The organism is Streptomyces sp. NPDC002835, from assembly GCF_053591995.1.
Window position 1 is genome coordinate 163659 of record NZ_JBSFUW010000008.1, and the last position, 26861, is coordinate 190519.

Genomic DNA, 26861 nt, shown 5'->3' on the forward strand with positions numbered 1-26861 from the left:
GCCGCGTAAACACGGTCCGGAAGAGCCGCGTCCGCCGCATTGGGCCGGGCCCCAGCGGTGACCGCTCCGCGCTGTGCGCCCGCACAGCGCTGCCGGTGGGGCCCCGCGCGGCCCGAGCGGTGGCGGCCGGCCCCGGACAGCACACTGCCGGTGGCGGTAACCCGCCACCGGCAGCCCCCCGTTACCCGTCGGCGTTACGAGGTGTGCGGGCAGTTGCCCCGGTACTCCTCGATGGTCAGGCTCGGCCGCGGCAGCGGGCAGAGGAACTGCTCGTAGCGGGTGTCATTGTCGATGAAGCGCTTCAGCCACGAGATGCTGTACTTCGCGATGGTCGTGTTGGAGGTGTTCGGCGTGAAGTGGCTCGCGTTGTTGAGCTCCAGGTACGCCTTGTCGAGCAAGCCGGGGAGCGACTCGTAGAACGGCTCCGAGTGCGAGGAGACCGGGGCGACCGTGTCGCCGTCGGCGCCGATCACCAGCGTGGGCGTGCGCAGTTCGGGCCAGGTCTTGTCCGTGTGCCACCCGGTCAGCGGGATCGCCGCCTGCAGGGAGGGCCGGTCCTTGGCGGCCTCGAGCGAGCCGCCGCCGCCCATGGAGTGGCCCATGACGCCGAGCCGGGAGCTGTCGATCCGGCCGCGGACGGAGCTGCGCTCCGTCAGGTAGTCGAGCGCGGCGAGGAGTTGGCGGCCCCGGCTGTCGGGCTGGTCGTAGATCGAGTTGGTGTCGATCGTGAAGACCACGAAGCCCTGCGAGGCCAGCCGCGGGCCGAGCCAGGCGATGCTGGACTGCCTGGCCGTGAAGCCGGGCGAGATGACCACGGCGCCGAACGTGCCGTCCGAGGTGGACGTCGGGTAGTAGATGGTGCCGCCGCCGAAGCCGCTGACCAGCCACGAGGAGACGGACGTGTCCGAGACGGAGTACGGGCCCCTGGACGCCTCGATGCTCGACTCGGTCGGGGCCGGGCCGCGCTCGTACGGGTTGTCGGCGGCCAGAGTGGCGGCGCCCGCGCTGTCGGCGGCCTGCGCGCCGGGGACCAGCGCTGTGCACAGGCCGACGGCCACCGCTGCCGCGGCCAGTGCGTGACGGAGCTTCCGGGTGCGGCTCCGGGAGGTGTGGGGGTGCTGCACGAGGGTGGTCCTCTCGGTCGTGGCGGAGCCACACCGGAGTGACCGGCCCGTCGTCGCCAGGGGCCGGGGGGATGCACCGGGTGGATACCGCCGTGTTGATGGCGGTACCACCGTCGTGGCGCACCCGGTCGGCGCACATCGGCAAGTTCACCGGTCTTGGCGACCCGGCCGCGCGGCGGCCGGGTCGCCGGGAAACCCTCAGCGGACCGGGTGGCCCGCCTCCCGCAGCGCGTCCTTGACCTGCGAGACCCGCAGGTCACCGAAGTGGAACACCGAGGCCGCGAGCACCGCGTCCGCACCCGCGTCGACGGCCGGCGGGAAGTCCGCGAGCCGGCCGGCGCCGCCGGAGGCGATCACCGGAACCGTCACGTGCCCCCGCACGGCGGCGATCATCTCGGTGTCGTAGCCGTCCTTGGTGCCGTCGGCGTCCATCGAGTTGAGCAGGATCTCGCCGGCCCCCAACTCGGCGGCCCGGTGGGCCCATTCGACCGCGTCGATGCCGGTGCCGCGGCGGCCGCCGTGCGTCGTCACCTCGAAGGTGCCCGCGGGGGTGCGCCGGGCGTCGACGGAGAGGACGAGCACCTGGCGGCCGAACCGCTCGGCGATCTCCCGGATCAGCTCGGGACGCGCGATCGCCGCGGTGTTGACGCCGACCTTGTCGGCGCCCGCCCGCAGCAGCTTGTCGACGTCCTCCGCGCTGCGCACGCCGCCGCCGACGGTGAGCGGGATGAAGACCTGCTCGGCGGTGCGGCGCACCACGTCGTAGGTGGTCTCCCGGTCGCCGGACGAGGCGGTGATGTCGAGGAAGGTCAGCTCGTCGGCGCCCTCCGTGTCGTACAGCTTGGCCATCTCGACGGGGTCGCCCGCGTCGCGCAGGTTCTGGAAGTTGACGCCCTTGACGACCCTGCCGTTGTCGACGTCCAGGCAGGGGATCACCCGTACCGCGAGAGTCATGCGGCACCTCCATCGGTCTCTGCCGGCCGGTACGCCTCGACCTCGACCTCGACGACCAGCGAGGGGTCGACGAAGCCGGAGACCACGAGCATCGACGCGGCCGGCCGGACCGCGTCGAAGATCTCCTTGTGCGCGCGCCCGATGTCTTCCACGTCGCGGGCGTGCGTGAGGTACATCCGGGTGCGTACGACGTCCTCGACGCCGAGCCCGAGCTCCTTCAGCGCGTCGATCGCCACACCGAACGCGGTGATCGTCTGCTGGTACGGGCTGTCGGCGGCGATCTCGCCGCCGACGGTCGACGTACAGCCGGAGACCAGGACCAGACCGTTGGGGAGCTGGACGGCGCGGGAGTAGCCGAAGGACTCCTCCCAGGGACCGCCCGAGCTCACCCGGCGCACGGAACCGGTCATGCGGACACCGCCGCGAGGGCCTCCTCGAGCGTGAACGCCTTGGCGTACAGGGCCTTGCCGACGATGGCGCCCTCGACGCCGTCGGGGACCAAGGACGCGAGGGCCCGCAGGTCGTCCAGGGACGAGACGCCGCCGGAGGCGACGACCGGCTTGTCGGTCGCCGCGCAGACGTTCTTCAGCAGTTCGAGGTTGGGGCCCTGGAGGGTGCCGTCCTTGGCGATGTCGGTGACGACGTACCGGGCGCAGCCCTCGGAGTCGAGACGGGCCAGGGTCTCGTAGAGGTCGCCGCCGTCACGGGTCCAGCCGCGGCCGCGCAGGGTCGTGCCGCGTACGTCGAGACCGACGGCGATCTTGTCGCCGTGCTCCGCGATGACCTTGGCGACCCACTCGGGGGTCTCCAGGGCGGCGGTGCCCAGGTTGACGCGGCGGCAGCCGGTGGCGAGCGCGGCCGCCAGCGAGGCGTCGTCGCGGATGCCGCCGGACAGCTCGACCTTGATGTCCATGGCCCCGGCGACCTCCGCGATCAACGTGCGGTTGTCACCGGTGCCGAAGGCGGCGTCCAGGTCGACGAGGTGCAGCCACTCGGCGCCGGCGCGCTGCCAGGCGAGCGCGGCTTCGACGGGGGAGCCGTAGGACGTCTCGGTACCGGACTCGCCATGGACGAGGCGGACGGCCTGGCCGTCGCGGACGTCGACTGCGGGGAGGAGTTCAAGCTTCGGCATCAGAGCGTCTCGATCCAATTCGTCAGCAGCTGGGCGCCGGCGTCGCCGGACTTCTCGGGGTGGAACTGGGTGGCCCACAGGGCGCCGTTCTCGACGGCGGCGACGAACCGCTCGCCGTGGGTGGCCCAGGTGACCTGGGGGGCGCGCATGGCCGGGTTGGTGACCTCCAGACCCCACTCGTGCACGGCGTAGGAGTGCACGAAGTAGAACCGGGCGTCGGCGTCCAGTCCGGCGAAGAGCTCGCTGCCGGCCGGGGCGTCGACGGTGTTCCAGCCCATGTGCGGCACGACGGGCGCCTTGAGCGGGCCGACGGTGCCGGGCCACTCGTCGAGGCCGTCCGTCTCCACGCCGTGCTCGATGCCGCGGGCGAAGAGGATCTGCATGCCGACGCAGATGCCCATGACGGGGCGTCCGCCGGACAGCCTGCGGTCGATCACCCACTGGCCGCGGGCCTTCTTCAGGCCGTCCATGCAGGCGGAGAAGGCGCCGACGCCGGGCACGAGCAGCCCGTCGGCGTTCATGGCCCGGTCGTAGTCACGGGTGATCTCGACGTCGGCGCCGACCCGGGCGAGCGCGCGCTCGGCGGAGCGGACGTTGCCGAACCCGTAGTCGAAGACGACGACCTTCTTGCGTGGAGTCGTTGTGGTCATCCCCAGATCCCCTGAATCCGCATCACGCCGGCGACCAGACACATCACGGAGGCCCCGGCGAGCAGCACGACCGGGCCCTTCGGCATCTTCTGCTTGGAGAACGAGTACACACCGCCGGCCAGGAACAGCCCGACGACGATGAGAACGGTCGACAGGCCTGTCACAGGGCGCCCTTCGTGGAGGGCAGAATGCCCGCCGCGCGCGGGTCGCGCTCCGATGCGTACCGCAGGGCGCGGGCGAGCGCCTTGAACTGGCACTCCACGATGTGGTGGGCGTTGCGCCCGTACGGGACGTGGATGTGCAGTGCGATCTGGGCCTGGGCGACGAACGACTCGAAGATGTGCCGGGTCATCGTCGTGTCGTAGGCGCCGATCATCGGCGCCATGTTCTCCGGCTCGGTGTGCACCAGGTACGGGCGGCCCGACAGGTCGACGGTGACCTGGGCGAGGGACTCGTCCAGCGGCACGGTGCAGTTGCCGAAGCGGTAGATGCCGACCTTGTCGCCGAGTGCCTGCTTGAAGGCGGCGCCCAGCGCGAGGGCGGTGTCCTCGATGGTGTGGTGCGTGTCGATGTGCAGATCGCCGTCGGTCTTGACGGTGAGGTCGAAGAGGCCGTGCCGGCCGAGCTGGTCGAGCATGTGGTCGTAGAAGCCGACGCCGGTGGCGACGTCGACCTTGCCGGTGCCGTCGAGGTCGATCTCGACGACGACCGAGGTCTCCTTGGTGGTCCGCTCGACCCGTCCTACGCGGCCGCTCATGAACTGTGCTCCTTCTTGATCGCGCGAACCGCATCGAGGAACGCGTCGTTCTCTTCGGGCGTGCCCGCGGTGACCCGCAGCCATCCCGGTACGCCGTTGTCGCGGACCAGTACCCCGCGGTCGAGGATCCGCTGCCAGACCGCGTGGGCGGCGCCCTCGCCGTCGAACCGGCCGAACTGCACGAAGTTGGCGTCGGACTCCGTGACCTCGTAGCCGATGGCCCGCAGCTCCGCGACCAGCCGGTCCCGCTCGGTCTTCAGCTGCTCGACGTACCCGAGCAGCGTATCGGTGTGCTCCAGGGCCGCGAGCGCGGTGGCCTGGGTGACGGCGGACAGGTGGTACGGCAGGCGCACCAGCTGGACGGCGTCGACCACGGCGGGGTGCGCGGCCAGGTAGCCGAGGCGCAGTCCGGCGGCGCCGAAGGCCTTGGACATGGTCCGCGAGATCACCAGGTTGGGGCGGCCCTCGATCAGGGGCAGCAGCGAGGGACGGTGGCTGAATTCCACGTACGCCTCGTCGACGACGACCAGCGACGGCTTCGCCACCTGGGCGGCCTCGTACAGGGCGAGGGCCGTGGCGGCGTCGACGGCGGTGCCGGTCGGATTGTTCGGCGATGTGATGAACACCACGTCCGGCCGGTGCTCGGCGACGGCCGCACGGGCCGCGGCGGTGTCGATGGTGAAGTCGTCGCCGCGCGGGCCGGAGATCCAGCCGGTGCCGGTGCCGCGCGAGATCAGGCCGTGCATCGAGTACGACGGCTCGAAGCCCATCGCGATGCGGCCGGGTCCGGCGAAGGTCTGCAGCAGCTGCTGGATGACCTCGTTGGAACCGTTGGCGGCCCACACGTTCTCGCGGGCGACCGGGTGGCCGCCGGTACGGGTGAGGTAGCGGGCCAGTTCGGTGCGCAGCTCGACCGCGTCCCGGTCGGGGTAGCGGTTGAGCTCGCGGGCCGCGTCGCGCACCCGCTCGGCGATCCGCTCGACCAGCCGCTCGGGCAGCGGGTACGGGTTCTCGTTGGTGTTCAGCCGGACGGGCACGTCGAGCTGGGGGGCGCCGTACGGGGACTTGCCGCGGAGCTCGTCGCGGATGGGGAGGTCGTCAATGCCGATGTCGGTCACTGGCCCGGGACCTTCCATCCGAAGCGGGCCTTGAGGGCCGCGCCGTGCGCCGGCAGGTCCTCCGCCTCCGCGAGCGTCACCACGTGGTGGGTGACCTCGGCGAGCGCGTCCCGCGTGTAGTCCACGATGTGGATGCCGCGCAGGAACGACTGCACCGACAGACCGGAGGAGTGGCAGGCGCAGCCGCCGGTCGGCAGGACGTGGTTGGACCCGGCCGCGTAGTCCCCCAGGGAGACGGGGGCCCACGGGCCGACGAAGACCGCGCCCGCGTTGCGCACCCGGGCGGCGAGGGCGGCGGCGTCGGCGGTCTGGATCTCCAGGTGCTCGGCGCCGTAGGCGTTGACGACCTTGAGGCCGTCCTCGATGCCGGAGACGAGCACGATCGCGGACTGCCGGCCGGCGAGCGCCGGCTTGATCCGGTCCTCGACGTGCTTGGTCGCGGCGACCTGCGGCGCCAGCTCCCGCTCGACGGCGGCGGCCAGCTCCTCGGAGTCGGTGACCAGCACGGCCGCGGCAAGCGGGTCGTGCTCGGCCTGGCTGATCAGGTCGGCGGCGACGTGCACGGGGTCGGCGGTGCCGTCCGCGAGGACCGCGATCTCGGTCGGGCCGGCCTCGGCGTCGATGCCGATGCGGCCGGTGAAGTAGCGCTTGGCGGCGGCGACCCAGATGTTGCCGGGGCCGGTGACCATGTTGGCGGGCGGGCAGGACTCGGTGCCGTACGCGAACATCGCGACGGCGGTCGCGCCGCCGGCCGCGTACACCTCGTCGACGCCGAGCAGTGCGCAGGCGGCGAGGATCGTCGGGTGCGGCAGGCCCGCGAACTCTTTCTGCGCCGGGGAGGCCAGCGCGATGGACTCGACGCCCGCCTCCTGCGCCGGGACCACGTTCATGATCACGGAGGAGGGGTAGACCGACCGGCCGCCGGGCGCGTACAGCCCGACGCGGTCGACCGGCACCCATTTCTCGGTGACGGTGCCGCCCGGTACGACCTGGGTGGTGTGCTCGCTTCGGCGCTGGGCGCGGTGGACGATGCGGGCACGGCGGATGGACTCCTCGAGGGCGGCCCTGACCTCGGGGTCGAGCTGGTCGAGCGCCCTGGTCAGGGCGGCGGCGGGCACCCGCACCTGGTCCAGCGCCACGCCGTCGAATTTCTCCGCGTACTCGATCAGCGCCGCGTCGCCGCGATGATGCACGTCCTCGCAGATGGGCCGCACCTTCTCCAGGGCGGCTTCCACGTCGAACTCGGCACGGGGCAGCAGGTCGCGCAGAGCGCCACCCTCGGGGAGGGCGTCGCCACGCAGATCGATTCTAGAGATCACGCAACCAATTCTCGCAGACCGGAACCAACGCTTGTTTCCCGTATCAGTGGCTGATACAGGACCCAGGAGTTGACCATCACCACTAGCGTTCAGGCCGTCACTCAGCGGGAAAGAACAACTGTACGAGCCAACGAAGCGGAGGGGCGGCAGTGACCGAGCCGCTGGACGACGGGCCTCCGGACGGGCTGAGCCCGACCGAGCTGCACATGTGGAACGCCTTCAGAAACGGAAGCACGCACGACCTCAGCGACACCGATCCCCTGCTGAACGATCCCTTCTCGCCCCTGCCCTGGGGCCCGGAGCGCATCGTCCGCGCGTCCATCGTGGCGCGGCTGCTGCTGAACGCCCCGGCCGCCAGGCCGGGCCGGGTCGCCGCGCTCAAACTGCGCGGGGTGCAGATCACCGGCACCCTCAAACTGGCCGGCGGCAGCATCGCCCCGTACGTGGAGCTGCACGGCTGCCGCTTCGAGAACGAGCTGCTGATGCCGGAGGCGCACTTCACCACCGTGCGCATGGTCGGCTGCGCGATACCGAGGATCGAGGCGGCGAGGCTGCGCACGGAGGGCGATCTCCATCTGCCGCGCTGCCGCGTCGACCACGGCATCCGGCTCACGGACGCCCAGATCGGCACGGACCTGCTGATCAACCAGATCCATGTGCGGCCGGACCGCCGGGGCCGGGCCATCACCGCCGACGGCCTGTCGGTCGCCCAGGACCTGCAGGCCGAACTGATCGAGACATACGGCGAGTTCAGCCTCCGCGGGGCGAAGGTCGGCGTGTCCCTCAGTCTGCGCGGCAGCCGGCTGCGGGCCGCGGCGGAGCGCCGCGCGCTGAACGCGCCGCAGCTGAGCGTGGAGCGCACGCTCTACATGACGGGGGCCTGGGTGAGCGTGGCCACCGGCAACCAGGGCGCCACTCCCCCGTTCGGCACCACCACGTCGTACGGCAACCCGGAGCGCGGCTCGCGGCTCCAGCCCTTCGAGTGCCACGGCGGCGTCCGCCTCGACGACGGCCGGTTCGGCGACGCCGTCGACCTCCAGCGGGCGCGGTTCGTGCTCAGTCCGCGCGAGGAGCTGTCGCTGCGCCGGATCTCCACGCCCGAGCTGCGGTTCAACGCGGAGCGCCCGGAGGAAGGACGGGTCGTGCTCAACGGCGCCAAGGTCGTGACCCTGATCGACCTGGCGGCGAGCTGGCCCGGCCCCGGTGGCCTGGCGATGGGCGGCTTCGTCTACGAGAACCTGGTGCCGTACGAGGAGTTCCCGCTGTCTCGGCGGCTGGAGTGGGTGGCGTCCGCGACGCCGGAGTACTCACCGGAGCCGTACGAACGGCTCGCGACCGTGCTGCGCAACAGCGGGGAGGACGCGGACGCCCGGGAGGTGCTGCTGGCCAAGAACCGGCGCCGCCGGGAGACGCTGCCGCTGGCCGGGAAGTTGTGGGGATATCTGCAGGACTGGACGGTGGCGTACGGCTACCGGCCCGGCCGGGCGGCGCTGTGGATGGCGGTGCTGTGGGCGGCCGGCGCGGTCGCCTTCGCCCAGATCGCCCCGCCGCCCATCAAGCCCGCCGAGCACCCGGAGTGGAATCCGGCGCTGTACGCCCTCGATCTGCTGGTGCCGGTGATCAATCTCGGCCAGGACGGCCACTGGCGATTACAGGGCGGATGGCAGTGGGCCGCCGCCGTACTGGTGCTGCTGGGCTGGATTCTCGCGACGACGGTGGCGGCAGGGGCGACACGGTTGCTGCGTCGCGGCTGAGTCGCTTTCTTTACCGTCTCTTGACTTCGGAGAGGACAACCATCCGGGTACCCGTCCGGTTGCCACCAAAGCTTCACAGGCGCCCTCTGGCGCGGCGTTCACCTGCGGCTTTTCAATGGTCCGCACCATGCCACTGCTTCGCGCCCTGATCCGTACCGCGCGCATGATCCGACATGCGCCACGGCTCGCCGACGCCCTCACTCCCGCGGAGGCGGTGCTCCTCGACGCCCCCGACGACAGGCTCGCCCCGGTGCTGGTCGCGGCCGCCGCCGGGGAGTACGAACCGGCCGCGCGGCTGCTGGCCGCCACCCGGGAATCGGCCGAGTGGGAGAACCGCGACCGGTACGTCGTACGGCTCGCGGCCTTCGCCCGCAACCGGGACGAATGGCTCTGCCGCTGGCTCGCCGACTCCCCCCGCGACCCGGACGCCCTCGTCCTCAAGGCCGAGCTGGCGGTCCGGACGGCCTGGGAGTCGCCCGCCCGGGCGGAACTGCTGCGCGAGCTGGCCCCGCTGATCGACGCGGCGGCGCAGGCCGAGCCGGGCGACCCCGTGCCCTGGCGGATCGCCCTCGACCACGCACGCGGCACGCACGCCACGCACACGGCGTTCGAGTCGCTGTGGGAGCAGGCGGTGCGCCGCTCCTCGCACCACTACGGCTGCCATGTGGCGGCGCTCAAATATCTCTCCGCCCAGTGGTACGGCTCCCACCGCGAGTGCTTCGACTTCGCGGAGAAGGCCGCGGAGGACGCCCTGCCCGGCTCGCTGGTGCAGGCGCTGCCACTGCGGGCGGCGTGCGTCCAGCTGCTCAGCGGGGCGGCGCGGACGTCCGTGCAGGACGACCGGATCGACGCGGCGGCGGACCTCGGGGTCGAGCTCTCCCGCGAGTACGGCCCGGGCGACCCGTGGCCCGCCGAGGTACGGAACCCGCTCGCGTACGTGCTGGTGGCGCGGGGACGCTGGGAGGAGGCGCTGACGCAGTTCCGGCTGATCGGCCCGTACGCGACGTCCTTCCCGTGGTCGTCCGTGACCGAGGACCCGCTGGACCGGTTCCTCAGGACCCGGGACGGCGCACGGATCGAGGTCGCGGCGGCGACCCCGCTGCCGCCACGGATGGGGCGGGCGGCGCACTGGGCACGGCGGCCGGAGCGCGGGCGCAGAGGACCGGCCACGGCGGCCGGACGGTAGGCGGCGGGAGGGGGCGGCCGCCCTTGCCGGCGCCGGTCGCGGGGGGAGACACCGGCCGGGTCGCCCGACCATTACTCTTGAGCGCTGTGACCACCGCTCGCCTGCCGCTCTTCCCGCTGAACTCGGTTCTGTTCCCGGGCCTTGTGCTGCCGCTGAACATTTTCGAGGAGCGTTATCGCGCCATGATGCGCGAGCTGCTGAAGACGAGCGAGGAGGAGCCGCGGCGCTTCGCCGTGGTCGCCATCCGCGACGGACGCGAGGTCGCGCCCGCCGCGCCGGGAATGCCGGACGCGACAGCCGTCACGGAGCGCGGCCCCGCCGCCGGCTTCGGCCCCGACCCGGCCCAGGCGTTCCACCGGGTCGGCTGCATCGCCGACGCGGCGACCGTCCGGGAACGCGGGGACGGCAGCTTCGAGGTGCTCGCCACCGGCACGACCCGCGTCAAACTGCTGTCCGTCGACGCGACCGGCCCGTACCTCACGGCGGAGCTCGAAGAGCTCCCCGAGGAAGCGGGCGAGGGCGCGGGGACCTTGGCGGAGGGCGTGCTGCGGGCCTTCCGCAGCTACCAGAAGCGGCTGGCGGGAGCGCGGGAGCGGTCGCTGTCGACGGGCGCGGAACTGCCCGACGACCCGTCGGTCGTCTCCTACCTCGTCGCCGCGGCGGCGGTACTCGACACCCCCGCGAAACAGCGCCTGCTCCAGGCGCCGGACACGGCGACGCGGCTGCGCGAGGAGCTGACGCTGCTGCGGGCGGAGACGGCCGTGCTGCGGCATCTGCCGTCGCTGCCGGCCGTCGATCTGACATGGCGGCCGACGAGCCCCAACTGACGCGAGGAGTCCCTGTCGTGGCCAAGAACGCGACGAAGAAGACGAAGAAGCAGCCGGGCGGCACGCCCGCGACGGTCGCCCTGACGGCGGCGGGCACGCCGTTCACTCTGCACGCCTACGACCACGACCCGTCGTCCCCCTCCTACGGCGAGGAGGCCGCGGAGGCGCTCGGCGTCTCCCCCGACCGCGTCTTCAAGACCCTCGTCGCGGACGTCGACGGCGCCCTGACGGTCGCGGTCGTCCCCGTCGCCGGCCAGCTCGACCTGAAGGCCCTGGCGGCGGCGGTCGGCGGCAAGCGGGCGGCGATGGCGGACCCGGCGGCGGCGGAACGCACGACGGGTTACGTCCGCGGCGGCATCTCCCCGCTGGGGCAGCGCAAGCGGCTGCCGACGGTGGTCGACGCGTCGGCGTCGGCGCACGAGACGGTGTGCGTGTCGGCGGGGCGCCGCGGCCTGGAGGTCGAGCTGTCCCCCGCGGACCTGACGTCTCTGACCTCGGCGACGCTCGCGCCGATCGCGCGTCAGTAGCGCGCCGGTCCGCTGCGCGGGGGCGTGTTCCCCACCCCGCCTCTTCCCGCTGTACCGATGTGCGGCTCCGCCGCGTGGGGGGCAAGCCCCGGACCCCGCACCGCCCTCCGCCCGGGCCCGGTACCGCGCTCCGCGCGGTGGCCTCAATCTCCCCCTACGGCCTGGCGGCCGTGGGTGGGGACACCTCCCACGCCGCCAGGCGTAGGGGGAGTACCCCCAGGCCGGGCTGGAAATGCCGCTGCGCGGCAACCCTGCCCGGCCGGGCAACTCAAGCCTCGCCGGCGATTGAGGCGCGGGGCTCGGGGCGGAGCCCCGACAAGACCGGCCGCCTCCCAAGCCCTGCCGGCTCGGGCAACTTCAGCCCCGCCGGCGTTTGAGGCGCCGGGTTCGGGGCGGAGCCCCGACAAGACCGGCCGCACCCAGCCCCGCCTGGGGGTCCCCCCACGGCCGCCAGGCCGTAGGGGGAGATTGAGGCGCGGGTCCGGGCAGAGCCCGGTCTCGGGAAGGGGCGGGTAGGGGAACAAGCCCCCTGCAGGGAAACGTCACTGCGGAGCCGGCCGCGCCTCCGGCCAGTCGTCCGGCTCCGGGTCGCGCGGCCCGAACAGCGCCGTCAGACCCAGGTGCACCAGCATCGCCGCCACCGGCCACGCCAGCAGCACCCCCTTCGCCCGCAGCTCCAGATACGCGTCGAAGGTGACCCCCTCGCCGACCTCCCGCGCGTGCGCCACCACGTCCCGCGGCGGGCCGAACCAGACGCCGATGCCCCAGCCCAGCAGGGAGGCGAGCAGGCCGCCGACCGCCAGGGCGACGACCAGGGCGATGCCGCCGTTCCGGCGGAAGAGGAAGACCGCCGCCGCGCTCAGCGCGCCGAGGCCGACCGCCAGCAGCAGGAACGTGCCGTCCGCCCCGATCGCCGCCTCTCCCTCCGTGTCCTTGAGGAAGACGCCCTCCGCATTGGAGACCAGCGGCACCCGCGGGGCCAGCCACAGCCACAGCAGGCCGAGGGCCACGCCCGCGAGCGTCACGGCCACCAGGATCAGCGCGGAGTCCCGCAGGTCCTTCCGGAGTTCCGCGGCCGCCGCGGCCTTGTCCTCCGCCGTCCGGTGCGCGTACATCGAGGACGGCCCCGGCCCGGCAGGCGGCGCCTGCCAGGGATTGTTCTCCGAGGAGGGCTCGTGGGGCTGGTGCGGCGGCGTCAGAGGTGCGGTCACCCCGCCATCGTGCCAGGCCCGCTCTGACGACGCCTCATCGGACTGCCGCCCGCCGGTACGCCCACGTCGCGACCGCCAGCGAGACGACTCCGACCGCCGCGCAGACCGCGAGATCGAGGCCGACGGCGGCCCAGTCCGGGTGCGCGTCGAAGGTCCGGGCCATGGCCTCGACCCCGTAGGTGGAGGGCAGCAGATCGCGGGCGTACGGGATGGGACCGGGCAGCCGGTCGGCCGGGAGGACGCCGAGGAGCAGCGCCGCCGACATGCCGAGCTGCCCGAGCAGCGTGGCCAGCTCCTGGCGCGGCGCCAGCAGCCCGAGGGCCGCGCCGAGACCGGCGAGCGCCGCGCCGGCCAGCGGGATCACCGCGGCCAGCACCCACAGGTGCGTGAGCGGCAGCTGGAAGAGCATGCTGCCCGCGATGGCCGTCACCACCGTGCCGGGCACGGTGAAGGAGGCGTAGGCGGCCGCCGCGCCGAGGACGACTGCGGCGGGCGGCACGGGGAGCGTCGCGTAGTGGTCGAGGCCGCCGCCTGCGCGGAGCTGCCCGAAGTACTGGGCGAGCAGGTTGAGCGCGACGAAGGCGACGACGAGGACGCTGGCGCCCGCGACGACCGCGCGCGCCTCCGTTCCGCCGTCGACGACGCCCCGCATCAGCACCATGATCCCGACGGACTGGAACGTCGCCACGAACAGCAGCGGGATACGGGCGACCCGCGCCCGCGACAGCTGCGCCCGGTACACGGCGGCCAGCGCCGGCAGCAGCCGCGCCCGCGGAGCGAGCTCCGCGGGCGTCTCCTCCGCCGCCACCGCCGATCGCGCGGCCACCGCCCCTGCGGACTCCGCGGACACGATGCTCACGCCTTGACCAGCCCTTTCGTCGTGTTCCCTCCGAGTGCCAAGTACACGTCCTCCAGGCTCGGCGTGGTCAGCGTGAAGTCGTCGAGCGCCGAGAACGCCGCTCCGCCGGTCACCGCGGCGACGGCCGCCCGTGCCTCCTCAGGCCCGAGCCGGAGGACCCAGCGCCGCCCGGACTCCTGGGCGGAGCCGCGCAGCGCGGCGACCTCGGGCACGTCGAGCGGGGCGCGGTCGCGCCACACCAGCTCCACCCGTACCTCTCCGGCGACGCTCTCCTTCAGCCCGGACGGGCTGTCGCAGGCGATGACCCGGCCGCGGTCGAGGACGGCGACGCGGTCGAGGACGGTCTCCGCCTCGATGACGTTGTGGGTGACGAGCAGGACGGTCACGCCGTGCTCGGCGCGGCGGCGGTCGACGGCGGCCCAGACGGCGCGCCGTGCGACGGGGTCCATCCCGGTGGTGGGCTCGTCGAGTACCAGCACGGGCCGTTTCCCGACGAGGGTCGCGGCGAAGCAGGCGAGCCGCCGCTGGCCGCCGGACAGCTTCTTCAGCGGGCGGGCGGCGAGGCCGGTGAGGCCCAGCTCCTCGAGGACGGCGTCCCGCGCGGCGCGTGCGTCGCGTGCGGTCAGTCCGCGCAGCCTGCCGGTGGTCTCCGCGGCGAGCGCGACGGTCAGCTCGTCGAGCGCGGTGGATTCCTGCCCGAGGTAGCCGACGAGCCGGGAGGCGCGCTCCGGGTGGCGTACGAGGTCGTGGCCGAGGAGCAGGACGCTGCCCGAGTCGGGGCGCATCAGTCCGGTGAGCTGTCGCACCAGGGTCGATTTGCCCGCCCCGTTGGGTCCGAGCAGGCCGAAGATCTCGCCACCCCGCACGTCGAGGCTGATCCCGTCGGTGGCACGCACCTCGGGTGTCCCGGGGGTGCCCCGTCTGCCGCGCGCGGCGGGGTACGTCTTGACCAGATCCCGCACCACGCACACCGTACTCACGAGGTACGAGACTACGGGGTCCGTCCGCCCCGGATGCCCTCGGGCCCCGAGTGCTCTCCCGTCGGGCCGTGCTCGGCGGCGGTCCGCACGTCGATCTCGCGCCAGAATCCGGCCCGGATCGCATACCGGTCGTGCTCGTCGATCTGGTCGTCCTTGTGCGCCAGCAGGCCGAAACGGGCGGCGTAGCGCAGCAGTTCGCCGTCGATGCGGTGCGGGATGCGCGGATACAGGGTGGACAGGCTCTGCACATGCCCGTTCTCCGGCAGCCGCTCCATCCAACGCCGCGCGAACACCTGGCCGACCTCGAACGGGTCGCCGCCGACGGTGGTGATGTCCTCCTCGCGGTCGGCCCAGCGCTGTTCCGCGCTGGTGAGCTGGGCCAGGGTCGGCAGGGACGCGGTCTCCGGGGGCTCGCCGAGCGTTCCGCTGCCGGGCCGTTCGATCCAGCCCTTGTCGGAGGACCAGCGCAGGGTGGCGTTCGGCGGGTGGGGCGGCGCGGGCGGGGCGGTCTGCGGGCCGGGGGCGCGCAGTCCGGCGAGGTCCTTGGGGGTGGGTACGCCCTTGGCGGGGGCGGGCGCGGGCTCGGCGCCGTTGTCCTCGGGGGCGGCCGTGCGGGTGCCGTTGCGGACGGCGTCCTCGGCGCGCTCGGCAGCCGCGGCGAGGGCGGACTCGGGCAGCGGGGCCGACAGGATGGCCGCGATCTCGGGCCGGGGCGCCGGCGGGGGCGCGCAGATGCCGGTCAGTTCCTTGGCCCGTACGGCCCGGGTGATCCACACCCGGTCGAGGACCCGGCGTTCGTCGGCCTCGGCGACGAGGTCCTCGGACTGGTTGTAGTCGCCGTCCGCGGCCTGGACGGCCCAGAGGTGGACGGCGACGCCGTGTTCCTTGGCCGACATCAGTCCGGGCAGCAGGTCGCCGTCGCCGGTCACCAGCACGACGTCGGAGCAGGCACGGTTCCTGGCCAGTTCGGTCAGTTCCGCGTGCATCGCCGCGTCGACGCCCTTCTGTGCCCAGCGGCCGTCGCTGCGGGTCAGGGCGCCGAGGCGGACGGTCACGCGGGGCATCACGCGCAGTCGCCGGTGTTCCGGCTGGGGGACGCGGTCGGGGGCGCCGTCGAACCAGTAGATACGAAGCAGGGGCTGCTGGGTGTCGGCTTCCGCGAGTTCGCGCAGGCCCTGGATGAGAGCGGCGTGGTCGACGGTGATCCGCGACCGGGCGGGCTCTCCGGCGAGCAGGCTGGCGGCGGCGCCCAGCAGATAGCCGGCGTCCACCAGGACGACGCAGCGGTCCACGCGTACCACCCTCTTTCGCGAGCTCACGGTGCTTCGGATCGGGGATTGTTCCGGCTTTCCTTCGAGTCTGCCCGACCACGAGAGGGTTAACGGCCGGAACTCGATCATCGGCGTGGCGGATCGGCCCCTGCCCGGTACCGAGGGGCGATTACGGTCCGCGATGATCCAAAATGCGATGGTTATAGGCTTATGTGAGTCTGGTCGCGGCCCGCCCCAGGGCAGGCCCTCGACCCTCACAGGAGGCATCCCATGGCCAAGAACAAGAAGCAGGAACGCAGTCAGAACAAGTCCTCTCCCGCGGAGCGCGGCTCCCAGCAGGCCCGCAGCTCCTCGATGGAGGCGCAGGCCGAGCAGCGGGCGCAGTCGGTCACTCCGTCCGACGTGGCCCACAAGGGCCGGCAGAAGCGCTTCGGCCACAACTGACCGCGCTGCCTTGACGCATGACGCGTAACGCCAGAAGGGGCGCTCCCGTGACGACGGGAGCGCCCCTTCTGCGTGTGCCTTCTGCGTGTGCCTTCTGCGTGTGCCTTCTGCGTGTGCCGCGGTCCGCGCGGGACTCGGGTCCGGTCAGCCGGCCAGGCAGGACGGACCGAGCAGCACCTTCAGGTCGCCGAAGAGCGCGGGATCGGGCTGCACCCGGTGCCGGTCGAGCCGCAGGACCGTGGTCTTGCGGGGGCCCTGGAGCTTGATCCGCACCTCCGTGTTGCCCTTGTGATGGCTGAGGATCTCGCCGAGGCGGCTGACCATGGGCGGGGTGACCTTGACCGTCGGGATGGTCACCACCACGGGCGCGTTGGTGCCCGCGGAGGACAGGTCGGGGACCATCAGCTCCATCGCGACCAGCCGCGGGATGTCCTCGCGCTTGTCGAGCCGGCCCTTGACGAACACCACGGTGTCCTCGACGAGCTGGGTGGAGACGAGCTGGTACGTCGCCGGGAAGAACATGCACTCGATGGAGCCGGCGAGGTCCTCGACGGTGGCGATGGCCCAGGCGTTGCCCTGCTTGGTCATCTTGCGCTGGAGGCCGGAGATGATGCCGCCGATGGTGACGACCGCGCCGTCGCTGTGCTCGCCGCCGGTGAGCTGGGAGATCGCGGCGTCCGTCTTGTCGGACAGGACGTGCTCGATACCGAACAGCGGGTGGTCGGAGACGTAGAGACCGAGCATCTCGCGCTCCTGCGCGAGCAGGTACGACTTCTCCCACTCGATGTCGGAGAACTCCACGTCGAGTCCGAAGCCCGGCTCGTCGCTGGCCTCCTCGCTCATGCCGCCGAAGAGGTCGAACTGGCCCTCGGCCTCCTTGCGCTTGACCGCGACCACGTTGTCGATCATCGGCTCGTGGTGGGCGACGAGGCCCTTGCGGGTGTGGCCCATCTCGTCGAAGGCGCCGGCCTTGATGAGCGACTCGACGGTGCGCTTGTTGCAGACGACGGCCTCGACCTTGTCGAGGAAGTCGGGGAAGGAGCTGTACTTCCCCTTCGCCTTGCGGGTCCTGATGATCGACTCGACCACGTTCTGCCCGACGTTGCGCACGGCGGTGAGGCCGAAGAGGATCACGTCGTCGCCCTGGGCGGCGAAGTTCGACATGGACTCGTTGACGTTGGGCGGCAGGACCTTGATGCCCATGCGCCGGCACTCGTTCAGATAGACGGCCGACTTGTCCTTGTCGTCCTTGACCGAGGTGAGCAGCGCCGCCATGTACTCCGCGGGGTGGTTGGCCTTGAGGTACGCCGTCCAGTAGGAGACGAGGCCGTACGCGGCGGAGTGGGCCTTGTTGAAGGCGTATCCGGCGAAGGGGACCAGCACGTCCCACAGCGCCTGGATGGCCTCGTCGCTGTAGCCCTTGTCCCGGGCGCCCTGCTGGAAGAGGACGAAGTTCTTCGCCAGCTCGTCGGGCTTCTTCTTGCCCATCACGCGGCGGAGGATGTCGGCCTCGCCGAGCGAGTACCCGGCGATGATCTGGGCGGCCTTCTGGACCTGCTCCTGATAGACGATCAGGCCGTAGGTGACGTCCAGGACCTCCCTGAGCGGCTCCTCCAGCTCCGGGTGGATCGGGGTGATCTCCTGCTGCTTGTTCTTGCGCAGGGCGTAGTTCGTGTGCGAGTTCATGCCCATCGGGCCCGGGCGGTAGAGCGCGGACACGGCGGAGATGTCTTCGAAGTTGTCGGGCTTCATCAGCCGCAGCAGGGAGCGCATCGGCCCGCCGTCGAACTGGAAGACGCCGAGGGTGTCACCGCGCTGGAGCAGTTCGAAGGTCGTCGGGTCGTCCAGCGGGAGGGAGAGCATCTCCAGGTCGATGCCCTTGTTGGACTTCACCATCTTGATGGCGTCGTCCATGATCGTGAGGTTGCGCAGGCCGAGGAAGTCCATCTTCAGCAGGCCGAGCGACTCGCACTGCGGGTAGTCCCACTGGGTGATGGTCACGCCGTCGGTGTGCCGCACCCAGATCGGGGCGTGGTCGACGATCGGCTCGCTGGACATGATCACGCCGGCCGCGTGCACGCCCATCTGCCGGACCAGGCCCTCCACGCCGCGCGCGGTGTCGATGACCTTCTTCACGTCCGGCTCGTTCTCGTACATCGCCCGGATCTCGCCCGCCTCGCTGTAGCGCGGGTGGGTGGGGTCGGTGATGCCGTTGAGGTCGATGCCCTTGCCCAGGACGTCGGCGGGCATGGCCTTGGTGAGCCGGTCGCCCATCGCGTACGGATAGCCCAGCACGCGGGCGGAGTCCTTGATCGCGTTCTTCGCCTTGATCTTGCCGTACGTGCCGATCATGGCGACCTTGTCGGCGCCGTACTTCTCCGTCACGTACCTGATCACCTCGACGCGCCTGCGCTCGTCGAAGTCGATGTCGACGTCGGGCATGGAGACGCGCTCGGGGTTGAGGAACCGCTCGAAGATCAGGCCGTGCGGGATCGGGTCGAGGTCGGTGATGCCCATCGCGTACGCCACGATGGAGCCGGCCGCGGAGCCACGGCCGGGGCCCACCGCGATGCCGTTGTTCTTGGCCCACATGATGAAGTCGGCGACGACGAGGAAGTACCCCGGGAACCCCATCTGGATGATGACGTCCATCTCGTACTCGGCCTGCTTCTGACGGTCCTCGGGGATGCCGTCCGGGAAGCGGCGGTGCATGCCCCGCTGGACTTCCTCCTTGAACCAGGTGACCTCGGTGTGGCCCTCGGGGATCTCGAACTTCGGCATGAGGTCGCGCTTCTCGAACATGCCGGTGGTGTCGATCTGCTGGGCGACCAGCAGGGTGTTGCGGCAGCCCTCCTGCCAGGCGTCCGAGGAGTCGATGGCGTACATCTCGTCCGTCGACTTCAGGTAGTAGCCCGTGCCGTCGAACCGGAAGCGGTCCGGGTCGGAGAGGTTCTTGCCGGTCTGGATGCACAGCAGCGCGTCGTGCGCGGTCGCCTCGTGCGCGTACGTGTAGTGGGAGTCGTTGGTCACCAGCGGCGGGATGCCGAGCTTCTTGCCGATCTCCAGCAGTCCGTCGCGGACGCGGCGCTCGATCTCGATGCCGTGGTCCATCAGCTCCAGGAAGTACCGGTCCTTGCCGAAGATGTCCTGGTACTCGGAGGCGGACTTGAGGGCCTCGTCGAACTGGCCGAGGCGCAGCCGGGTCTGCAGCTCGCCCGAGGGGCAGCCGGTCGAGGCGATCAGGCCCTCCGACCACTGCGAGATGGTCTCCTTGTCCATCCGCGGCCACTTCTGCAGCCAGCCCTCCGCGTACGCGTCGGAGGAGAGCCGGAAGAGGTTGTGCAGGCCCGTGGAGTTCGCGGCCCAGATCGTCTTGTGGGTGTAGCCACCCGAACCGGAGACGTCGTCCCGCTTCTGGTGCGGCTGCCCCCACTGGATCTTCCGCTTGTTGCGCCGGGACTCCGGGGCGACGTACGCCTCGATGCCGATGATGGGCGTGACCCCGGCCTTCTCCGCCGTGTGGAAGAAGTCGTACGCCCCGTGCAGGTTGCCGTGGTCGGACATGGCGATATGGGTCATGCCCATCTCGTTGCACGCCTCGAACATGTCCTTGAGCCGCGCGGCACCGTCCAGCAGCGAGTACTGGGTGTGGACGTGCAGGTGCGTGAAGGGCGGCTTGGTCACGGCGACGGGCCTCCGAAGAACAGTGGGCGACAGGCTGCGGACAGTCCCGGGGGACAGCCTGGAAGTCTACGTCGCGCCACTGACACTCCGGTCGGAAACCGCCCGGCGGCGACCCCCGGCGAGGGCGGCGGCCGAGTCGCGGACGGGCACTCCCACGTACCTTCGTACGTTGCACGGGGCGGAGACGCCGTCCCGTTCCGCCATGCACCAGGAGGCACCCCGAGATGCCGGTCCCGCAGCCCACCGCCGAGCAGCGCGGCGAGGAGATCCTCGCCGTCTTCGACACCGCCTTCGGCGAGCTCCTGGCCGCCGACCCGGCCGCGTTCCGGGTCAAGTTCCGCAAGATGGCTGCCTCGGCCTTCGCCTTCTACCGGGGCACGGCCTGCCTGTTCTACAAGGACCTGGAGCGGGAGCAGCACGCCGGCCCCTATCTGGACGAGCGGACGGGCCGGGTGTGGATCCACGGCGATCTCCACGCGGAGAACTTCGGCACGTACATGGACGCCAACGGCCGGCTGGTCTTCAACGTCAACGACTTCGACGAGGCCTATGTGGGCCCGTTCACCTGGGACCTCAAGCGGCTGGCCGCCTCGCTCGCCCTGATCGGCTACACCAAGGCGCTCAGCGACGAGCGGATCACCGAGCTGGTGCGGATCTGCGCCACCGCCTACCGCGAGCGCATCCACGCGCTGGCGACCGGCGCCAAGGACGACGACGTGCCGCCCTTCACCCTGGACACGGCGGAGGGGCCGCTGCTCGGGGCGCTGCGCATGGCGCGCTCGCTGACCCGGTTCTCGCTGCTGGACTCGATGACGGAGATCCGCGACTTCGAGCGCCGGTTCGCCGCCGACGGCGGCGCGATCGAGCTGGACGCGGCCACCCGGTACAAGGTGCTGGCCGCCTTCGACGGCTATCTGGAGACGCTGCCCGAGTCCAGCCTGACCCGCCCCGACTCCTACCGGGTCAAGGACGTCGTGGGCCGGCGCGGCATCGGGATCGGCTCGGCCGGCCTGCCGTCGTACAACATCCTGCTGGAGGGCAACAGCGACGCCCTCGAGAACGATGTCGTGATCTACATGAAGCAGGCGCAGACCCCCGCGGTCTCCCGGCACATCAGCGACCCCCAGGTGCGCGACTACTTCCAGCACGAGGGGCACCGCACGGTGATCTCGCAGCGCGCCCTCCAGGACCACGCCGATCCGTGGCTCGGCTGGACCGAGCTGGACGGCTCCGGCCAGTTGGTCGCCGAGGTCTCCCCGTACGCGGTGGATCTGGACTGGTCCGACATCGACGACCTGGACGAGATCGCGGCCGTCGTCGCCGACCTCGGCCGGGCCACGGCGACCATGCACGCCGCCGCCGACGACGAGAGCGGCCACTCGCTGGTGCCGTTCTCGACCGAGCGGGCCATCGACGCTGCGATCGCCGCCGACGAGGAGGGCTTCGGAGACCTGCTCGTGGAGTTCGCGCACGGCTACGGGGCCAGGGCGCGGACCGACCACCAGATCTTCGTGGACCTGTTCCGCAACGGCCGGATCCCGGGCCTGTAGGCCCCCGGACCTCGGCGGACACCTCTTTAAGAGGCTCTTAAGGAACACATGGCACACTCGGCGGCGATGGACATGTCCGGAACGCGGCTCAGGGGGCTGCGGGCAGCGATCTTCACGGCACTGGTCGTGACGCTGTCCGCCGCCTCCCATGTGCTGCTGTCCGGCGCCCCGCTGCCGCTGGCCACCGTCGCCGTCCTCACCGCAGCTGTGTTCGCCGTGGCCTTCGCACTGTCGGGCAAGGAGCGCGGCTTCTGGCGCATCGCCGGACTGCTGATCCCGCTGGAGCTGGCCGCGGACACCGTCTTCACCACGGGCCAGCACGTCTGCTACGGCCCCGCCGGCGGCCCGGTCTCCGGCTCGCTGCGCGCGGTCGGCCTCGATGTGCTGTGCGGCGGCGAGCTCGGCGCGGTACTGCCGGGCACGGCGCTGCCCGTGGACGACCAGGGGCTCGCGGCCGTGCTGCGCACCGCCGACCCGGCCCAGCCCTGGCTGCTGCTGGCCGCCCATGTCGGTGTCGGGCTGCTCGCCGCGGCCTGGCTGCGGCGCGGCGAGTCCGCGGTGGCCCGGCTGCTGCGGACGGCGGGTGCGTTCGCCTTCCGGCCGCTGCTGCTGGCCGTCCGGGCCGTGCACGGCCCCGCCGCCCCCGGCCTCCCGGCCCAGCGCCCGGAGCCGTACGCGCCCCGCCCCGCGCGTACCCGCCCGCCGGTGCACTCCGTGGGACGGAGGGGACCGCCGCGTTCCGTCGCGCTCTGCGCCTGAACCGGAAGTCCCCTCTCGCGTACATCCCTGATGTGCGTCCCCACACGGAGTGAATGATCATGAGCAAGCGCAACAGCCAGGCCAACAAGTCGGCGGCCCGCGAGCGGCTGCGCCAGGAGCGCGAGCGTCAGGCCAAGAAGGACAAGGTCCGCCGGCAGCTGACGGTCGCGGGTTCGGCCGTGGTGGTGCTGGCGATCGCCGGCGGCGCCGGCTACGGCATCATGCAGGCCAACAAGCCGGGCCACTGGGAGTCGGTGGCCGAGCAGTCCGACGTCACCGCGCCGAAGAACACCTCCGGCGACAACGGCACGACCGTCGTCATCGGCAAGGACAGCGCGAAGAAGACGCTGGAGCTGTACGAGGACTCCCGCTGCCCGGTCTGCGCGACCTTCGAGCAGGCGGTCGGCGAAACGGTCGAGAAGGACGTCGACGCCGGCAAGTACAAGATCAAGTACATCGGCGCCACCTTCATCGACAACGCCACCAACGGCGAGGGCTCCAAGAACGCGCTGAGCGCGCTGGGCGCCGCGCTGGACGTGAGCCCCGACGCCTTCATCGACTACAAGGCGGCGCTGTACTCGGCCGAGTTCCACCCGGAGGAGAACGACGACAAGTTCGCCAAGGACTCCTACCTGATCGACGTCGCCGAGTCGGTGCCGGCGCTCAAGGGCAACGCGGAGTTCAAGAAGAACGTCGAGGACGGGACGTTCGACGCGTGGGCGATGAAGATGTCGGAGACGTTCAACAAGAGCGGGGTCACGGGCACCCCGACCCTGAAGATGGACGGCAAGAACGTGACCGCGGAGGGCAGCGACAACGCGCCCATGACGGTGCCCGAGTTCACCGCGGCGATCGACAAGGCGCTCAAGGGCTGACCGTCCGCTGGCGGCCGGACACTGGCGGCCGGTTGCTGACGGCGGCTTTCTGACGGTCGGCTACTGACGGCAGGCCACTGATGGCCGGTCACTGATCCGCGTGCTCCGGGCCGCCCCCGCCGGCGGTCCGGAGGGCAACGCTCCGGTTGACCGCTCGGGATGGGCGGGCGAACTTTCTCCGTTCGCCCGCCCTTTCGACGTACTGATCAGTAGTCTGATCGGCCGTGACCAGTCGATCTTCCTCAACTCCCAGTCGCCGCACGGTCGTCAAGGCCGCTGCCGCCACCGCCGTCGCCGCTCCCGTCCTCGCGGGCGCCGTGTCCCCCGCCGCAGCCGCGGACCGGGCCCCCGCCTTCCTCCACGGCGTCGCGTCCGGCGACCCGTTGCCCGACGGCGTCCTGCTGTGGACCCGTGTCACTCCGAGCCCCGAGGCGCTGCCGGGCTCCGGCCTCGGCGCCGCCACGAAGGTGGTCTGGGAGGTCGCGGAGGACAAGGACTTCAGCCGGACCGTGGCCCGCGGCACCACCACCTCGTCGGCCGCCGCCGACCACACCGTGAAGGCCGACGTACGCGGACTGCGCCCGGCCACCTCCTACTGGTACCGCTTCACCGCGGGCCCCACCGTCTCGCCGGCGGGACGCACCCGCACCGCCCCCGCCGCCGACGCGGCCACGCCGGGCGTGCGTTTCGGCGTGGTGTCCTGCGCCAACTGGGAGGCCGGCTGGTTCTCCGCCTACCGCCACCTGGCCGCGCGCGGCGACCTCGACGCGGTGCTCCATCTCGGCGACTACATCTACGAGTACGCGACCGGCGGCTACCCGGCAGAGGAGTACGTCGTACGGCAGCACGAGCCGAGACACGAGATCGTGACGCTGGCCGACTACCGGCTGCGGCACGCCACCTACAAGACCGACCCGGACCTGCGGGCGCTGCACGCCGCCCACCCGCTGATAGCGATATGGGACGACCACGAGCTGGCCAACGACGCCTGGTCGGGCGGCGCGGAGAACCACACGCCCGGCGCCGAGGGCGAGTGGGCGGCCCGCGTCGCGGCGGCCAAGCAGGCGTACTTCGAGTGGATGCCGGTCCGCGCATCCACTGAGGGCACGGTCTACCGCCGGCTGCGCTTCGGCAGGCTGGCCGATCTGCATCTGCTGGATCTGCGCTCGTTCCGCTCGCAGCAGTCGAGCATCGGCAACGGCGACGTGGACGACCCGGAGCGCACGCTCACCGGCCGGGCCCAACTGGACTGGCTGAAAGCGGGCCTCGCGTCCTCCGACGCCTCCTGGAAACTGGTCGGAACCTCGGTGATGATCTCGCCGGTCGCCTTCGGTTCCCTGCCCGCGTATCTGCTGGAGCCGATAGCCGAGCTGATGGGGCTGCCCAAGGAGGGTCTCGCGGTCAACGTCGACCAGTGGGACGGCTACACGGACGACCGCAAGGAGCTGCTGACGCATCTGACGCAGCGCGGCATTCAGAACACCGTCTTCCTCACCGGTGACATCCACATGGCGTGGGCGAACGACGTCCCGGTCAGGGCGGCGACGTATCCGCTCTCGCGTCCGGCGGCGACGGAGTTCGTGGTGACGTCGGTGAGCTCCGACAACCTGGACGACCTCCTCCATGTCGCCCCGGGCACCGTCTCCCTGGTCGCGTCGGCCGCGGTGCGGGCCGCCAACCGGCATGTGAAGTGGGTGGACATGGACGCCCACGGCTACGGCGTCCTGGACGTGACCGCCGAGCGCTCCCAGATGGACTTCTACACGATCTCCGACCGGACACGGCAGGACGCGACGTCGTCGTGGTCGCGGTCCTACCGGACCCTCAGCGGAACGCAGAAGGTCGAGCGGGTGAACCAGCCCGTGCGCTAGGGGCTATTTTCGGCCATCCGCCGACGTGTTAACAGAGGATCACATCGCTACGACGGGTGGCGTGTTCTGCACCATGAATGCGGACACACCACCCGTCGTCGCCACTGATTTCGTTACGTGCAGATCTCACCCCCCGGACATGGCCGAAACTTTTCTCCCCGATGTCCGCAATCACCTCCGGATTGATTGGGCTTGAACGGTCCTCATCAAGATCTGACATGCCCCCGTAATCTCCCCGCGGTGGCCAAGAACGGCCCCTCCCACAACCCCCCGCGAGGAGACGTAATGCGCGCGCTTGTCCGCATATCCCCCCGACTGCGCCACCGTGCAGTCGGTACGGCGATCATGGCCGGAACCCTGGCCCTCGCTCCGCTCTCCGCCCCCGGCAGCGTCGCCTCTCCCAAGGCAACCGTCTCGGCCGCCTCCGCCTCCGCCGAGGAGTGCGCGGAAGACACCCACGCGAGTGCCGCGGCACGTGAGTCCCGCCCCGGCGCCGGCCACGCCCACGAGCCGAACGAGATCTCCGAGACCAAGGCCAAGGCCATGGACGCGGACCTGAAGAAGAGACTGGACGCCGCCCGTACGAGCCGGAAGGGCCTCTCGGCCGCCGTCTCGACCACGATCCCGGTCTACTTCCACGTCATCCACGACGGCGAGACCGGCAAGCTCACCACCACCCAGATCAACAGCCAGATGGCCGTCCTGAACTCCGCCTTCGCGGGCCAGGGCACCGGCAACACGGACTCCGGCTTCCAGTTCACCCTGGCCGGAACCGACTACACGGACAACGCCTCCTGGTACAACCTCAGCTCCGGCTCCACCGCCGAGAAGGAGATGAAGTCCACCCTCCGCCAGGGCGGCGCCAACGCGCTGAACTTCTACACCGCCAACCTCGGCGGCGGGCTGCTCGGCTGGGCGACCTTCCCCTCCTCGTACAACTCCAGCCCGGACATGGACGGCGTCGTCGTCCTCGACGCCTCGCTGCCCGGCGGCTCCGCCACCAACTACGACGAGGGCGACACCGCCACCCACGAGGTCGGCCACTGGATGGGGCTCTACCACACCTTCCAGGGCGGCTGTAACGGCAAGGGCGACTACGTCGCCGACACCCCCGCCGAGAAGAGCCCGGCCTACGCCTGCCCGACCGGCAGCGACACCTGCAAGCGGGACGCCGGTGTCGACCCCATCCACAACTTCATGGACTACACGTACGACGCCTGCATGTACCAGTTCACCTCCGGCCAGGTGCAGCGGATGCAGGACCACTGGACCGCCTACCGCGCCTGACCCGAACGACCGGTTCCGCCCGGCGCGCGCCTCGCGTGCGCCGGGCGGAACCGCCGCGTCCGGCCCCGGCCGCCGCGTCCGAGACCGCCTCGGCCGCCCTCGCCGCCGTCTCCCGCCGCTGTCTCCGCCGCCGTCTCAGAGCGTCTCGAGGAACCCGAGGGCCGCACGCCAGGTCTGCTCGGCCGACGGCTCGTCGTAGTCCGGCAGCTCCGGGTCGGTGAACAGATGCCCGGCCCCCGGATAGCGGTGGACCTCCACATCGGCGCCCGCCCGCTGCATCTGCAGATACCAGCTGTTCAGCCAGTCCTCGGTCTCGAAGGGGTCGGGACTGGCCACATGAAGCTGTACGGGCAGGCCGTCCACGCTCGTCCCCTCCGCGATGTCGGAGGTGCCGTGCAGAAGCAGCAGCCCGCGCGCCTTCTCGTCGGCGAGCGCCACGTTCTGCGCGAGCGCCCCGCCGAGCGAGAACCCCGCGTACACCAGCCCCTGGTCGGAGTGGGGCGCGGCGGCGTGGATCGCCCGCCGCAACAGCTCCTCCGTACCGATCCTCTCCTTGAGCTCCCGGCCTTCCTCGACGGTCTCCGCGGTTTGTCCTTCGAACAGGTCGGGCACGCGAACCTCGTGCCCGGCGGCACGCAGCCGTTCCGCGGCCGCGTGCACAGCCGGGCGCAGACCGAAGGCCGAATGGAAAAGGATGATGTCCATCCGGATATCCTGCCAGC

The 26861-nt window shown here is 71.4% G+C and carries 25 protein-coding genes; 10 read left to right on the forward strand and 15 right to left on the reverse strand.

The genetic code is table 11. The annotated features are described in order from the left end of the window. Positions 1-194: 194 nt before the first annotated feature. The 9 genes from bdeA to hisD form a co-directional block, all read right to left on the reverse strand. Positions 195-1124: a bis(hydroxyethyl) terephthalate hydrolase gene (bdeA, locus tag ACWD01_RS11570; RefSeq protein WP_451160555.1), complete on the reverse strand. Its 930-nt coding sequence runs from the start codon at positions 1122-1124 to the stop codon at positions 195-197. 198 nt (positions 1125-1322) lie between these two features. Further along, positions 1323-2078: an imidazole glycerol phosphate synthase subunit HisF gene (gene hisF / locus ACWD01_RS11575; RefSeq protein WP_451160557.1), complete on the reverse strand. Its 756-nt coding sequence runs from the start codon at positions 2076-2078 to the stop codon at positions 1323-1325. Next, positions 2075-2488, reverse strand: a complete 414-nt coding sequence (locus ACWD01_RS11580) for a RidA family protein (protein ID WP_451160559.1) — start codon at positions 2486-2488, stop codon at positions 2075-2077. Before ACWD01_RS11580 ends, hisF begins: the two co-directional genes overlap by 4 nt. Beyond that, entirely contained in the window at positions 2485-3210 is a 726-nt protein-coding gene (gene priA, locus ACWD01_RS11585; protein ID WP_451160561.1) for a bifunctional 1-(5-phosphoribosyl)-5-((5-phosphoribosylamino)methylideneamino)imidazole-4-carboxamide isomerase/phosphoribosylanthranilate isomerase PriA, read from the reverse strand. The genes ACWD01_RS11580 and priA overlap by 4 nt, the downstream gene beginning before the upstream one ends. After that, the gene (hisH, locus tag ACWD01_RS11590) at positions 3210-3860 is read right to left on the reverse strand and encodes an imidazole glycerol phosphate synthase subunit HisH (protein ID WP_451160563.1); all 651 of its coding nucleotides are present in this window, start codon (positions 3858-3860) and stop codon (positions 3210-3212) included. The genes priA and hisH overlap by 1 nt, the downstream gene beginning before the upstream one ends. Beyond that, positions 3857-4024, reverse strand: a complete 168-nt coding sequence (locus ACWD01_RS11595) for a hypothetical protein (protein ID WP_451160565.1) — start codon at positions 4022-4024, stop codon at positions 3857-3859. Before ACWD01_RS11595 ends, hisH begins: the two co-directional genes overlap by 4 nt. Continuing rightward, positions 4021-4617, reverse strand: a complete 597-nt coding sequence (gene hisB, locus ACWD01_RS11600) for an imidazoleglycerol-phosphate dehydratase HisB (protein ID WP_451160567.1) — start codon at positions 4615-4617, stop codon at positions 4021-4023. Before hisB ends, ACWD01_RS11595 begins: the two co-directional genes overlap by 4 nt. Further along, complete coding sequence (locus tag ACWD01_RS11605) at positions 4614-5735, reverse strand: histidinol-phosphate transaminase (RefSeq protein ID WP_451160569.1); 1122 nt, start codon at positions 5733-5735, stop codon at positions 4614-4616. The genes hisB and ACWD01_RS11605 overlap by 4 nt, the downstream gene beginning before the upstream one ends. Beyond that, positions 5732-7054, reverse strand: a complete 1323-nt coding sequence (gene hisD, locus ACWD01_RS11610; protein ID WP_451160571.1) for a histidinol dehydrogenase — start codon at positions 7052-7054, stop codon at positions 5732-5734. Before hisD ends, ACWD01_RS11605 begins: the two co-directional genes overlap by 4 nt. Before the next feature lie 149 nt (positions 7055-7203). Here hisD and ACWD01_RS11615 point away from each other — a divergent pair, with 149 nt between their 5' ends. From ACWD01_RS11615 to ybaK, 4 genes are all read left to right on the forward strand, one after another. Then, positions 7204-8808, forward strand: coding sequence for an oxidoreductase (locus tag ACWD01_RS11615; protein ID WP_451160573.1), 1605 nt, complete (start codon positions 7204-7206; stop codon positions 8806-8808). A gap of 115 nt (positions 8809-8923) precedes the next feature. Further along, positions 8924-9994 carry a hypothetical protein gene (locus tag ACWD01_RS11620; protein WP_451160575.1) on the forward strand — a complete coding sequence of 357 codons (1071 nt, stop codon included), beginning with the start codon at positions 8924-8926 and terminating at the stop codon, positions 9992-9994. Positions 9995-10080: 86 nt separating this feature from the next. After that, positions 10081-10821: an LON peptidase substrate-binding domain-containing protein gene (locus ACWD01_RS11625; RefSeq protein WP_451160577.1), complete on the forward strand. Its 741-nt coding sequence runs from the start codon at positions 10081-10083 to the stop codon at positions 10819-10821. Between the two features lie 17 nt (positions 10822-10838). Then, entirely contained in the window at positions 10839-11348 is a 510-nt protein-coding gene (gene ybaK, locus ACWD01_RS11630; RefSeq protein ID WP_451160579.1) for a Cys-tRNA(Pro) deacylase, read from the forward strand. Positions 11349-11890: 542 nt separating this feature from the next. Here ybaK and ACWD01_RS11635 read toward each other — a convergent pair. The 4 genes from ACWD01_RS11635 to ACWD01_RS11650 are packed head-to-tail and all read right to left on the reverse strand — an operon-like array spanning position 11891 to position 15690. After that, a complete protein-coding gene (locus ACWD01_RS11635) occupies positions 11891-12559 on the reverse strand; it encodes an ABC transporter permease (protein ID WP_451160581.1) in 669 nt (222 codons plus the stop codon). A gap of 34 nt (positions 12560-12593) precedes the next feature. After that, positions 12594-13418 carry an ABC transporter permease gene (locus ACWD01_RS11640; RefSeq protein ID WP_451160583.1) on the reverse strand — a complete coding sequence of 275 codons (825 nt, stop codon included), beginning with the start codon at positions 13416-13418 and terminating at the stop codon, positions 12594-12596. Continuing rightward, positions 13415-14389, reverse strand: coding sequence for an ABC transporter ATP-binding protein (locus tag ACWD01_RS11645; protein ID WP_451160711.1), 975 nt, complete (start codon positions 14387-14389; stop codon positions 13415-13417). Before ACWD01_RS11645 ends, ACWD01_RS11640 begins: the two co-directional genes overlap by 4 nt. 20 nt (positions 14390-14409) lie before the next feature. Then, positions 14410-15690 carry an NYN domain-containing protein gene (locus ACWD01_RS11650; protein WP_451160585.1) on the reverse strand — a complete coding sequence of 427 codons (1281 nt, stop codon included), beginning with the start codon at positions 15688-15690 and terminating at the stop codon, positions 14410-14412. Positions 15691-15939: 249 nt separating this feature from the next. On the opposite strand from ACWD01_RS11650, the gene ACWD01_RS11655 reads away from it, so the two are divergent. Further along, positions 15940-16113: a hypothetical protein gene (locus ACWD01_RS11655; protein WP_356892017.1), complete on the forward strand. Its 174-nt coding sequence runs from the start codon at positions 15940-15942 to the stop codon at positions 16111-16113. 144 nt (positions 16114-16257) lie between these two features. Here the strand turns inward: ACWD01_RS11655 and dnaE are convergent, their stop codons facing one another. Then, positions 16258-19797, reverse strand: coding sequence for a DNA polymerase III subunit alpha (gene dnaE, locus ACWD01_RS11660; RefSeq protein WP_451160587.1), 3540 nt, complete (start codon positions 19795-19797; stop codon positions 16258-16260). Between the two features lie 224 nt (positions 19798-20021). Between dnaE and ACWD01_RS11665 the strand changes: the two genes are divergently transcribed. The 5 genes from ACWD01_RS11665 to ACWD01_RS11685 all read left to right on the forward strand — a co-directional run bounded on the left by ACWD01_RS11665 (position 20022) and on the right by ACWD01_RS11685 (position 26139). Further along, positions 20022-21347, forward strand: coding sequence for a DUF2252 domain-containing protein (locus ACWD01_RS11665; protein WP_451160589.1), 1326 nt, complete (start codon positions 20022-20024; stop codon positions 21345-21347). A gap of 48 nt (positions 21348-21395) precedes the next feature. Next, positions 21396-22106 (forward strand): hypothetical protein, encoded by a 711-nt coding sequence (locus ACWD01_RS11670; protein WP_451160591.1) that lies wholly within the window; start codon positions 21396-21398, stop codon positions 22104-22106. Positions 22107-22165: 59 nt separating this feature from the next. Beyond that, entirely contained in the window at positions 22166-22981 is an 816-nt protein-coding gene (locus ACWD01_RS11675) for a DsbA family protein (RefSeq protein ID WP_451160593.1), read from the forward strand. A 224-nt stretch (positions 22982-23205) separates the two neighbouring features. Continuing rightward, the gene (locus ACWD01_RS11680; protein ID WP_451160595.1) at positions 23206-24852 is read left to right on the forward strand and encodes an alkaline phosphatase D family protein; all 1647 of its coding nucleotides are present in this window, start codon (positions 23206-23208) and stop codon (positions 24850-24852) included. A gap of 285 nt (positions 24853-25137) precedes the next feature. Beyond that, a complete protein-coding gene (locus ACWD01_RS11685) occupies positions 25138-26139 on the forward strand; it encodes a zinc metalloprotease (RefSeq protein WP_451160597.1) in 1002 nt (333 codons plus the stop codon). Positions 26140-26274: 135 nt separating this feature from the next. Here the strand turns inward: ACWD01_RS11685 and ACWD01_RS11690 are convergent, their stop codons facing one another. Further along, entirely contained in the window at positions 26275-26844 is a 570-nt protein-coding gene (locus tag ACWD01_RS11690) for a dienelactone hydrolase family protein (protein WP_451160599.1), read from the reverse strand. Positions 26845-26861 lie beyond the last annotated feature (17 nt).

Excerpts from the sequence above, each read along its gene's own strand:
- hisF (WP_451160557.1), bottom strand. The coding sequence starts at position 2,078 with ATGACTCTCGCGGTACGGGTGATCCCCTGCCTGGACGTCGACAACGGC.
- ACWD01_RS11580 (WP_451160559.1), bottom strand. The coding sequence starts at position 2,488 with ATGACCGGTTCCGTGCGCCGGGTGAGCTCGGGCGGTCCCTGGGAGGAG.
- priA (WP_451160561.1), bottom strand. The coding sequence starts at position 3,210 with ATGCCGAAGCTTGAACTCCTCCCCGCAGTCGACGTCCGCGACGGCCAG.
- hisH (WP_451160563.1), bottom strand. The coding sequence starts at position 3,860 with ATGACCACAACGACTCCACGCAAGAAGGTCGTCGTCTTCGACTACGGG.
- hisB (WP_451160567.1), bottom strand. The coding sequence starts at position 4,617 with ATGAGCGGCCGCGTAGGACGGGTCGAGCGGACCACCAAGGAGACCTCG.
- ACWD01_RS11620 (WP_451160575.1), top strand. The coding sequence starts at position 8,924 with ATGGTCCGCACCATGCCACTGCTTCGCGCCCTGATCCGTACCGCGCGC.
- ACWD01_RS11655 (WP_356892017.1), top strand. The coding sequence starts at position 15,940 with ATGGCCAAGAACAAGAAGCAGGAACGCAGTCAGAACAAGTCCTCTCCC.
- ACWD01_RS11665 (WP_451160589.1), top strand. The coding sequence starts at position 20,022 with ATGCCGGTCCCGCAGCCCACCGCCGAGCAGCGCGGCGAGGAGATCCTC.
- ACWD01_RS11670 (WP_451160591.1), top strand. The coding sequence starts at position 21,396 with ATGGCACACTCGGCGGCGATGGACATGTCCGGAACGCGGCTCAGGGGG.
- ACWD01_RS11675 (WP_451160593.1), top strand. The coding sequence starts at position 22,166 with ATGAGCAAGCGCAACAGCCAGGCCAACAAGTCGGCGGCCCGCGAGCGG.
- ACWD01_RS11685 (WP_451160597.1), top strand. The coding sequence starts at position 25,138 with ATGCGCGCGCTTGTCCGCATATCCCCCCGACTGCGCCACCGTGCAGTC.
- ACWD01_RS11690 (WP_451160599.1), bottom strand. The coding sequence starts at position 26,844 with ATGGACATCATCCTTTTCCATTCGGCCTTCGGTCTGCGCCCGGCTGTG.